This window comes from Thermomonas sp. (assembly GCF_019104945.1).
Taxonomy (GTDB): domain Bacteria; phylum Pseudomonadota; class Gammaproteobacteria; order Xanthomonadales; family Xanthomonadaceae; genus Thermomonas.
Map to the genome: position 1 here is coordinate 1 of NZ_JAHRWW010000023.1, position 10,106 is coordinate 10,106.

Here is a 10,106-nt window from a genome sequence, read left to right on the forward strand (position 1 = left end):
AATAAGGCCGTTTTCGGCGTTATTCGGCGATAATGACGGCAATGTCTAAGCCACACCCTCCCGCACAGGTTGGTCTGTTCGACCCACCGAACCCAGAAAACCCCGCCGCTGAGAGCGCTGCAGGCGGCCCGGCTGTACCCGATGCCCCCGCGCCAGCCGAAGATGCGGCCGCACTGCCGCTGCCTGAATTCCTTAGCCCTGTGGCCGCGCCAACTCCCGCCAGCCCCGCCCCAAGCCGCAAACAGCGCCAGCCACTGTGGGCGCGCCTGCTCGGGCGCCTGCTCGACCCATGGCTGAAGCTCGACACCGGCAACGATGCGCAAAACGGCATCGACCCGAGCCGCCCGGTCTGCTACGTGCTGGAAGACTACGGCCTGAGCAATGCGCTGATCCTCGCCCGCGCCTGCCGCGAGGCCGGCCTGCCGCCGCCGCTGCAGCCGATCGCCGGCGATCCGCTGGGCCGCAAGCGCGCCTATGTAGCGCTGTCGCGCCGCCACGCCAATGCGCTGGGCCTGCTGCCGGGCGCTGAACACAAGACCCATTCCGGCTCGCTGGCGCGGCTGCTGCAGGCGCACCGCGACCGCCCGGAACTGGACGTGCAGCTGGTGCCGGTGTCGATCTTCGTTGGCCAAGCGCCCAAGCGCACCAGCGGCTGGTTCAGCGTGCTGTTCTCGGAAAACTGGACCTTGGTGGGCCGCTTCCGCCGCCTGCTCGCTATCTTGCTGAACGGCCGCGACACCTTGGTGCAGTTCGCCGCACCGATGTCGGTGCGTGAGGCGCTGGCCGAGGACCTGCCGCCGGAGCGCGCGGTGCGTAAGGTCTCGCGTGTGCTGCGCACCCATTTCCGGCGCGTGCGTGAGGTGGTGATCGGGCCGGATCTCTCGACCCGCCGCCTGCTGGCCGACCAAGTGCTGTCCTCGCCGCAGGTCAAGGACGCGATTGCAGATCAGGCCCGGCGCGACAAGAGCACGCCGGAAGAAGCGTGGAAGAAAGCCAACGCCTATTTCTGGGAAATCGCCGCCGACTATTCCAATACCGCGGTGCGCTCGCTCAGCTTCATGCTGACCTCGGTCTGGAACCGCATTTATCGCGGTGTGCTGGTGCACCACCTCGACCAGTTCAAGCAGGAAGCCCCCGGCCATGAAGTGGTGTACGTGCCCAGCCACCGCAGCCATATGGACTACCTGCTGCTGAGCTATCTGCTGTACAGTCACGGCGTGGTCGCCCCGCATATCTTCGCCGGGATCAACCTCAACCTGCCGGTGGTCGGCACCATCCTGCGCAAGGGCGGAGCGTTCTTTGCGCGGCGCAGCTTCAAGGGCAATGCACTGTATTCGGCGGTGTTCCGCGAATACATGGCGCAGCTGGTGGCTGGCGGTTATTCGATCGAATACTTCATCGAAGGTGGGCGTTCGCGCACCGGCCGCCTGCTGCAGCCCAAGGGCGGCTCGCTGGCGATGACCGTGCGCGCCTTCCTGCGCCAGCCGACCCGGCCGATGCTGTTCCAGCCGGTCTATATCGGCTATGAAAAATTGATGGAAGGCCGCAGCTACCTCGACGAGCTGTCCGGCAAGCCGAAGGAAAAAGAATCGATCTGGCAGCTGCTGGCCGGCATCCCCAAGGTGCTGCGCAGCAATTACGGCCAGGTGGTGGTGAACTTCGGCGAGCGCATCCGGCTGGATGAAGTCTTGGCCGAACTAGCGCCAGAATGGGATGGCCAGCCGGTAGGCGACGATGAAAAACCCGCGTGGCTCTCGCGCACCATTGATGCGCTGGCACTGCGCGTGCAGACCAATATCAACCGCGCCGCCGACGTCAACCCAATCAACCTGCTGGCGCTGGCCCTGCTATCCACACCCAAGCACGCGATGGGCGAAGCCGACCTGATCGCACAAATCACGCTGTCTAAAACGCTGCTGGCGGAAGTCTCGTATTCCGACTGGGTCACCGTCACCCCGCACAGCCCGCAGCAAATTATTGCTCATGGCGAAGAAATCGGCCTGATCACCCGCACCCAGCACCCGCTGGGCGACGTGCTCAGTGTGGAAGGCGACAACGCGGTGCTGCTGAGCTATTTCCGTAACAACGTGCTGCACCTGTTCACCGCCTCCTCGTGGATCGCGGTGTGCTTCCAGAATAACCGCCGCATGGGCCGCAAGCAGCTGCAGCAGATCGGCCGCACCCTGTACCCGTTCCTGCAAGCCGAGCTATTCCTGCCCTGGGACGAGGACACCTTCGCCAGCCGCATCGACCGCACCATCGAAGTCTTTATTCGTGAAGGCTTGCTGGAGCAGGTCAGCGACGACGATGGCGGCATTCTCGCCCGCTACGCCGGTCAAAGTGATGAAGTCTTCCGTCTGCGCGCGCTGGGCCATACCCTGCAGCAGGCGTTTGAGCGTTACTACATCGCGATTGCTATTTTGGTGAAAAATGGCCCCGGCATTCTCGGCGCGGGCGAATTGGAAGGCCTGTGCCAGCTCACCGCGCAGCGGCTGTCACTCTTGTATGCCCCTGCCGCACCAGAATTCTTCGACAAATCACTGTTCCGCAGTTTCATTCAAAAACTGCGCGAACTGAAATTGGTCTGGCCAAACCCCGACACCAGCAAGCTGATGTTCGACGAGCGGCTTAATGCTTGGGCGAAAGAAGCGCGGGTGGTGCTGGGCCGCGAGCTGCGCCACACCATCGAGAAAATTAGCCCCGATACCGGCCGCACCACCGGCGAGCGGCCTGCGCTGCCGGAATCCACGTGATCGTTACGCAGGCTCGTCGGGAATCAGCGCGTTTTCCAGCCAAGCGATCTGGTCTTTGACCAGCAGCTTGCGCTTCTTCATGCGCTTGATGGTGAGCTCGTCATTGGCGATATCGGCCTGTAGCTTCTCGATGGCGAGATCAAGGTCGCGGTGTTCTTGGCGCAGCGCCACCACGCGCTGCACTAAACGCGCTAACTCGGCGGGGTCGGTGTCTTGATTCATGGCATGAGCATAGCGCGGCGGCGGGCGAGCGGGGCGGGTAAAATAGCGCCATGAGCACTCTCGACCTTCCGCACGCCGCCCCCGCCGCCGACGCCCAGCGCCGCAAACACGAAATCGACAAACTCGGTAAGCGCCTGCGCCACCAAGTGGGCCGCGCCATTGCCGATTTCGGCATGATCGAAGATGGCGACAAGGTGATGGTCTGCCTGTCCGGCGGCAAGGACAGCTACACCCTGCTCGATGTGCTGCTGCAGCTACAGAAAAAAGCGCCGGTGAATTTTTCCATCACCGCGGTGAATCTTGACCAAAAGCAGCCGGGCTTTCCCGAACATGTGCTGCCGGAATACCTGTCGGCACTCGGCGTGGATTACCACATCATCGAGCAAGACACGTATTCGGTGGTCACCCGCGTGATTCCCGAAGGCAAGACCATGTGCTCGCTGTGCTCGCGGCTGCGCCGTGGCGCGCTGTACACCTATGCCGAAGAACACGGTTTCACCAAAATTGCGCTGGGCCACCACCGCGACGACCTCATCAACACATTTTTCTTGAACCTGTTCTTCCACGCCAAGCTTTCCGGCATGCCGCCCAAGCTACTGTCCGACGATGGCAAGCACGTGGTGATCCGCCCGCTGGCCTATGTTCGCGAAGCCGATATCGAAGTCTATGCCGAGGCCAAGCAGTTCCCCATCATCCCTTGCAACCTATGCGGCTCGCAGGAGAACCTGCAACGTAAGCAGGTGAAAAAAATGCTGGCACAATGGGAAAAAGACACGCCGGGCCGCATCGAAACCATGGCACGCGCGCTCGGCGATATTCGCCCTTCGCAGCTCTCTGACCCGAAGTTGTTTGATTTCATGGCCTTGGGCAAACGCGGCGACGACGCCCTACCCGATGCCCACGCGTGGCTTTCCGGTGCACCGGCCGAATACAACCCGGTGGCGCTCCCTGCGCGCCCGATCAGCAACCACGACGGCCTCGACATTCTGAAGTCCTAAGCCGCGCGACGCCCCTTCTTTATTCTGGATACCGCATGTTCTTTCGCAACCTCACCCTGTTCCGCTTTCCCACATCGCTTGATCTTTCCGACCTTGAAACCCAGCTCGCCGAATGCGCGCTCAAGCCGGTGGGTGCATTGGAGCTTTCCAGCCGCGGTTTTATTCCGCCGTTCGGCCAGCACGGTGACAGCTTCAAGCACCACTGCGACAAGGCCTACTGGATCACCGTAGGCGGTGAAGACAAGATTCTGCCCGGCGCGGTGGTCAATGATTTGCTGCAAAAAAAGCTCGCCGCGATTGAAGAGCAAGAAGGCCGCAAGCCCGGTGGCCGCACCCGCAAGCGGATCAAGGACGAATTGATTACCGAACTGCTGCCGCGCGCCTTCGTGCGGCCGGTGCGTAGTGATGCGCTGATCGACATGGAAGCAGGCGTCATCGCTGTCGATACCTCCTCGCGCAAGAGTGCGGAAAGTGTGGTCTCGGAAGTGCGCCGTGCACTGGGCAGCTTCCCTGCACTTCCGCTCAACGCGGAAGTGGCGCCACGCGCGATCCTCACCGGCTGGATCGCTGGTGACCCGCTGCCCGACGGCCTTAGCTTGGGCGATGAATGCGAGCTGCGCGACCCCACCGACACCGGCGCCGTGGTCAAAATTCAGCGCATGGAACTCTCGGGCGAAGAGATCAGCAAGCACTTAGAAGCCGGCAAGCAGGCCACACGGCTAGCCTTGGTGCTGGATGATCACGTCAGTTTCGTCATTGGTGAAGACTTGATTGTGCGTAAATTCAAACTGCTCGATGGCGCGGTGGATCAGCTGGAGTCCACCGAAAGCGACGACATCGTGGCCGAACTGGAAGCCCGCTTCGCGCTGATGGCGGGTGAGTTCAAACGCCTGTTCAGCGTGCTGGAAGGCGCGTTCAAACTGAGCAAGGCGGAGTAACGAACGCGCGCTTATGCTGCGGATCGCCTCGCTTTTGACACGCAAACCGCCCGCGCTCGAACGCGAGCAGGTCGCGCTGAAATTTGCCGATGGCAGCAGCATTCTCGTGTTGCGCGTGCGTGACCCACGCGCGCGGCGGATCAAGCTGAGCGTAGATGAACGCGGCGCACGCCTCACCCTGCCCGCACGCGCCAGCCTGAATGCGGCCGAGCACTTTTTGCAAGAACACCGCCACTGGCTGCAGCAGCAGCTTGCTCTACACAGTGCACACGCGGGCGAGGGTTTGCACTACGGCATCACCCCCACCCTGCCGCTGCGTGGCCAAGAGCTCCCATTACGCTGGGTCAGCGCACGCGCCACTCGGCTTGAACTGATCCATGCTGGCGAACTGCACTTCAGTGCCCCCGCCTCTGCCGGACGCGGCGCCCTACAGCGCGCGCTGCGTGACTTTTACGAAGCCCAAGGCCGCGCCGACCTTGGCCGCTGGCTGCCCAAGTATTTGCCGGACTTGCCGCGCACGCCGCGTCAATTCAGCTTCAAACGCACCAGCTCGCAATGGGGCTCACTGGCCCCCGACGGCAGCGTGTCGCTTGACCTTGCACTACTACTGGCCCAGCCAGACGCGTTTGAATACGTGCTGGTGCACGAGCTTTGCCACCTACTGCACGCCAACCATTCTGCGCATTTTTGGCGCGAAGTGCAGGCACGCTGCCCGGCGTGGCGCCATCAGCGCGACTATTTGCGCAGCGAAGGCCGCGCGCTAAAAGGGCGTCTGCGCCAACTGCTGGCCGGATAATTCCAGCAAGTGCGTTCTTTTGAGACACAAGACGCTTGATGGGTTTCTATGTTTATGTTCAACCGCCCCTTTTTCACCGCCTTGGTTGCCGCAAGCCTGCTTCTTTCCGCCTGTCAGAAGGCGCAAGACGCGGCGGTGGCAGCGGCAGTCGAACGCGCCACTGGTGCCAAAGTCGATAAAAACAGCCAGCAGGTCACCGTCAAAACCGAGCAGGGGGTCCTCCAAAGCACGGCCGCAGAAGAGGGCCAAAGTGTCCCGCTTCCCGCTAACTTCCCCAGCGATATCTACCTCCCCGACCAGCACCGCATCGCCAGCGTCATGGATGTCTCCGGCGCGCAAGTCATCAATATTTCCACCCCCGCCGCGATGACGGCCGTCTTCAACACGGTGGGGCAAAACATGGAGAAAAGCGGCTGGAAGCGTGAAATGGCGATGCAAAGCGGTGATGGCGGCTCGCTGGCGTTCAGTAAAGAAAAGCGCAATGCCGTGTACTACATCGCCAAGAACGAGAACGGCGGCACCGATCTCACCATCAACTCCGCACAAGAACCTGAATAAGCACTAGCCGCGCACAAACTCCAGCAGCGCCGCCGCCACCGTTTGCGGCTGCTGCATATGCAGGTGATGCCCACCCGGCAGCACAACCAACCGCCCCTTCGGCAATAACGCCACCCGGCGGCGGCGTTCTGCATCTTGCAAGTACGGCTGCGCAGGGTCGCCAAAGACAATCAACGCCGGGCAGTCCACATGCTGCAATAGGTTATCGGCTTGGCCTATCGTCATCCGGGTCAGTGTGGGCAGGGTCAAGCGCGGGTCACTGCTCCAAGCAAACCCACCCGGAACAGCCTGCACACCGCGTTCTACCAGCAACCGCAGCATCTCTTCTTCCAGCTTGTTGCCGGGTAAGCGCTCGGCCTGCTGGCGTGCGCGGATCGCGGTTTCAATATCGGGAAACACGCGCAGGCGCTTGTCTTTGAGTTGCCGCTGCGCGGCCACAGCTTCGCGCATCCGCACCGCAGTGTGATCGGCGGTTTCCACCAACGAGCCCAGCATTTCAATTGCGAGCAGGGCTTCAATCCGTTCCGGGCAGGCCGCCGCCAACAGGCTGGAGATCCCCGCCCCCATCGAATGCCCCAGCAGGGTGAAGCTGTCCCAGCCCAATGCGTCGGCGACATCCAAGACGCAGTTCAGCGCCCCGGCGAAGCTATATTCGACTCCCCTGGGTAGATGCGCGCTGCGGCCGTGTCCGGGTAGATCGATCGCAACCAGATCCCATTCACGCAAATAAGGCGCCATCGGCACAAAGCTCGCTGCATTATCCAACCAACCGTGTAGCGCCAGTACGCGACGGCCTTTGCCGTCATTGCGCAGTGCGGTGATTGTGCCTAGCGGTGTTTCAATTTTTATCTCGCGCATACCGCCCACCCCTTTTCTTCCTGCGCCAGCGCCGCCAGTACATCGGCGTGGGCCTCGCTTGCATTCAAACAGGGGATATAGCGCAACGCCTGCCCCCCCGCTGCATAAAACGCTTCCGCGTTTTGCATGGTGATTTCTTCCAGCGTCTCAAGGCAGTCCACCGCAAACCCGGGGCACACCACATCCACCGTTTTCACCCCATCGCGGCCCAGTTGCTCGAGCGTGGGCAAGGTGTAGGGCTGCAGCCAGCGCGCGCGGCCAAAGCGCGACTGGAACGTAAGCATCAACCCATCGCGCGCAATACCTAGCGCCTGCGCGATGGCCTGCGCACTGGCCTCGCATTGCGCCGCATACGGGTCTCCGTGATCCACCAAACGCTGCGGAATGCCATGGAACGATAGCAACAGACGCTCACCGCGCCCATGCGCCTGCCAATGCGCCTGAATACTCGCCGCCACCGCCTGCGCCCAGCCGGTATCGGTGTGGTAGTCGCCCAGTATCTGAACCTGCTGGCCCTGCGCCTGCGCGGTAATTGCGTCGGCCACGCTGGCCGTGGTGGTGGTGGAATACTGTGGGTACAGCGGCAACACCCGCACATTGCGCACGCCTTCGGCACGCAGCTGCGCCAACGCATCGGCCAAAGACGGCGCACCGTAGCGCATCGCGTGCAGTACCCGCCATTGCGGCAACCGCGCATGCACCGCCTGCGCGAGACGCTGGGTATAGACCGCCAGCGGCGAGCCTTCTGGCAGCCAAATCTCGGCATATTTATGCGCCACCACCGGGCTGCGCTTGGGCAAAATCACATGCCGCAGCAGCGGCCGCCACAGCCAGCGCGGCAGCTGCACCACGCGGGGGTCGGATAAAAATTCATCTAAATAAGCGGTTACCGCCTCTGCAGTAGCCGCAGACGGGGTGCCAAGGTTCACTAAAATCAGGGCTGGGTGAGAATCAGAAGTATCGTGCATAGGCCATAGGATCGCACGCCGGAGCGTAAAGGCGCGTCTTGGCTTAACATCGATTCATGGATACCGCGCCACGATGCGGCTGTGTGTCCCCCATTTTGGAGAACTCCATGAGTGCAACACCGCGTCGTTTGACCCTCGCCCTTGCCGCCCTGCTTGCCGCCGGGAGCGTCATGGCGGGGACACAGGAAGACTCCCGCGCCGAAAACGGTTCGCGCGTGGTGAAGCAGATTCAATCCATCCCCGAGGCCTCGATCCCCGACCGCCTGCTGGAAGATGCGCGTGGGATTGTGGTGGTGCCCGATACCCTCAAGGCAGGCTTTATGCTGGGTGGCCGTCGCGGCCTTGGCATGATGGCGATCAAGAACGCGGACGGCACCTGGTCTAACCCGGTGTTCGTCAAACTCACCGGCGCCAGCTTCGGCTTGCAGGCGGGCGTACAGTCGGCCGACGTGATCTTGGTCTTCCGCAGCGAGCGTGGGCTGGACAATATCGTCAACGGCAAGTTCACCCTTGGTGCCGATGCCGGTGTCGCCGCCGGGCCGGTGGGCCGCAATGCCGCCGCCGCCACCGATGGCGCAATGAAGGCCGAAATTTGGTCGTGGTCGCGTGCGCGCGGGCTGTTTGCAGGCGTCGCCCTTGACGGCGCGGTGCTGCAGATCGACCACGGTGCCAACCGCAGCGCCTACGGCCGCGACACCACGCCGCGCATGATTTTTGAAGGCCGCACGCAGCAGCCAGCCTCTGCTGCCATTACTCAGTTCCGCAACACGCTGGAAGAAGCCACCCACGCCGCCCGTTACGCGCGCGAACGCGCCGGCAAAGAGGCTGCGCCGCAAAATGGCTCGGTCACCGTGCAGCCGCTGGAAAGCAGCAACCCGGCCACCACCACCCCGTTAGACAACCACTAACGGGGGAACTTTTGCGGAAGTTTGCGGTAAATCAAAATGAGGCGGCGTAATCCACGCTAGAATCCTTTGTATTCCCCTTTTTAATTTCGAGTACGTTCATGGGTGGTTTCAGCATTTGGCACTGGCTTGTTGTCTTGCTCATCGTGCTGCTGGTGTTCGGCACCAAGCGCTTGACCTCGGGTGCGCGCGACCTTGGCAAAGCCGTCAACGAGTTTAAAAAGGGTGTTTCGGGCGACGAAGACAGCAAGCCCGCCGCGCGTCTTAGCGACGAAAAAACCCAAACTCCGTCCGAACAACGCGACCACGACAACGTCGCGCGTTAAGCGCGCAGGGCCGCTCGATGTTCGATTTTTCGCTCGGCGAAATGTTAGTGGTCGCCGTGGTGGCCTTGGTGGTGCTCGGTCCCGAGCGCCTGCCCAAGGCCGCACGCTTTGCTGGGCTTTGGGTGCGCAAAGCCCGCGCACAGTGGTATTCGATGAAAAACGAGCTTGAACACGAGCTGGCCGACGAAGAGCTCAAGCGCAGCCTGCGCGAAAGCCAGAAAACCCTGCAAGATGCACGCACACAGGTGCTCGATGCAGTAAGCGATGCCCAGCGCACGGTGGAGCAATCCGTCGAACCTGAAACCAAGCGCGATGAGTGATAGCGAACACCCAACCGACCTCGACGCAGAGCGCCCGCTGATTGCGCACCTGCTGGAACTGCGCATGCGCCTGATGCGCGGCGTGATGGGGCTGGGCCTCGTGCTGCTAGGGCTGCTGCCGTTTTCCAACAAACTTTACGGCTATCTAGCGCAGCCGCTACTGGCCAAGTTGCCCGCAGGTGGGCAACTGATCGCCACGCAGGTGGCCAGCCCGTTCTTTGCACCGATGAAGCTCGCCTTTTTTGCCGCGCTGCTCATCAGCATGCCGTGGCTGCTCTATCAAGCATGGGCCTTCGTTGCACCTGGGTTGTATCAGCGTGAGAAGCGACTAGCGCTGCCGCTGCTCAGCTCGGCGTTGCTACTGTTTTATTCCGGCTGCGCCTTTGCCTACTATCTTGTGCTGCCGATGGTGTTCGGCTTCCTCGCCCGCGTCACCCCAGAGGGCGTGGCGATGATGACCGACA

General features: G+C 62.1%; 10 protein-coding genes and 2 pseudogenes. 9 read left to right on the forward strand and 3 right to left on the reverse strand.

All coding sequences use genetic code 11. The annotated features are described in order from the left end of the window. Positions 1–32 precede the first annotated feature (32 nt). A complete protein-coding gene (plsB, locus tag KUL77_RS06430; RefSeq protein ID WP_297144685.1) occupies positions 33–2,753 on the forward strand; it encodes a glycerol-3-phosphate 1-O-acyltransferase PlsB in 2,721 nt (906 codons plus the stop codon). 3 nt (positions 2,754–2,756) lie between these two features. Here the strand turns inward: plsB and KUL77_RS06435 are convergent, their stop codons facing one another. Further along, a complete protein-coding gene (locus tag KUL77_RS06435; RefSeq protein WP_297144687.1) occupies positions 2,757–2,975 on the reverse strand; it encodes a YdcH family protein in 219 nt (72 codons plus the stop codon). A gap of 50 nt (positions 2,976–3,025) precedes the next feature. On the opposite strand from KUL77_RS06435, the gene ttcA reads away from it, so the two are divergent. Genes ttcA through KUL77_RS06455 form a run of 4 tightly spaced genes read left to right on the forward strand, consistent with a single transcriptional unit; the run spans position 3,026 to position 6,265 of the window. Then, positions 3,026–3,973, forward strand: coding sequence for a tRNA 2-thiocytidine(32) synthetase TtcA (ttcA, locus tag KUL77_RS06440; protein WP_297144690.1), 948 nt, complete (start codon positions 3,026–3,028; stop codon positions 3,971–3,973). A 35-nt stretch (positions 3,974–4,008) separates the two neighbouring features. Continuing rightward, entirely contained in the window at positions 4,009–4,911 is a 903-nt protein-coding gene (locus tag KUL77_RS06445; protein WP_297144693.1) for a recombination-associated protein RdgC, read from the forward strand. A 13-nt stretch (positions 4,912–4,924) separates the two neighbouring features. Beyond that, positions 4,925–5,707 (forward strand): SprT family zinc-dependent metalloprotease, encoded by a 783-nt coding sequence (locus KUL77_RS06450; RefSeq protein WP_297144696.1) that lies wholly within the window; start codon positions 4,925–4,927, stop codon positions 5,705–5,707. Between the two features lie 54 nt (positions 5,708–5,761). Continuing rightward, on the forward strand, positions 5,762–6,265 hold the full coding sequence (locus KUL77_RS06455) for a hypothetical protein (protein ID WP_297144697.1): 504 nt from the start codon (positions 5,762–5,764) through the stop codon (positions 6,263–6,265). 3 nt (positions 6,266–6,268) lie between these two features. On the opposite strand, the gene KUL77_RS06460 is transcribed toward KUL77_RS06455, so the two are convergent. Together KUL77_RS06460 and hemH are read right to left on the reverse strand one after the other, a co-directional pair. Beyond that, a complete protein-coding gene (locus tag KUL77_RS06460) occupies positions 6,269–7,123 on the reverse strand; it encodes an alpha/beta hydrolase (RefSeq protein ID WP_297144699.1) in 855 nt (284 codons plus the stop codon). Further along, the gene (hemH, locus tag KUL77_RS06465) at positions 7,111–8,091 is read right to left on the reverse strand and encodes a ferrochelatase (protein WP_297144702.1); all 981 of its coding nucleotides are present in this window, start codon (positions 8,089–8,091) and stop codon (positions 7,111–7,113) included. Before hemH ends, KUL77_RS06460 begins: the two co-directional genes overlap by 13 nt. Positions 8,092–8,198: 107 nt before the next feature. Here hemH and KUL77_RS06470 point away from each other — a divergent pair. The 4 genes and pseudogenes from KUL77_RS06470 to KUL77_RS06485 form a co-directional block, all read left to right on the forward strand. After that, positions 8,199–8,888 (forward strand): annotated as a pseudogene (locus tag KUL77_RS06470) (lipid-binding SYLF domain-containing protein); the annotation flags it as partial. A gap of 209 nt (positions 8,889–9,097) precedes the next feature. Beyond that, positions 9,098–9,322 carry a twin-arginine translocase TatA/TatE family subunit gene (gene tatA / locus KUL77_RS06475; protein ID WP_297144705.1) on the forward strand — a complete coding sequence of 75 codons (225 nt, stop codon included), beginning with the start codon at positions 9,098–9,100 and terminating at the stop codon, positions 9,320–9,322. A gap of 17 nt (positions 9,323–9,339) precedes the next feature. After that, positions 9,340–9,558: pseudogene (gene tatB / locus KUL77_RS06480) on the forward strand (Sec-independent protein translocase protein TatB); the annotation flags it as partial. Positions 9,559–9,634: 76 nt separating this feature from the next. Continuing rightward, positions 9,635–10,106, forward strand: a 472-nt coding sequence (locus KUL77_RS06485; RefSeq protein WP_297144707.1) for a twin-arginine translocase subunit TatC, incomplete at its 3' end; no start/stop codon positions are given.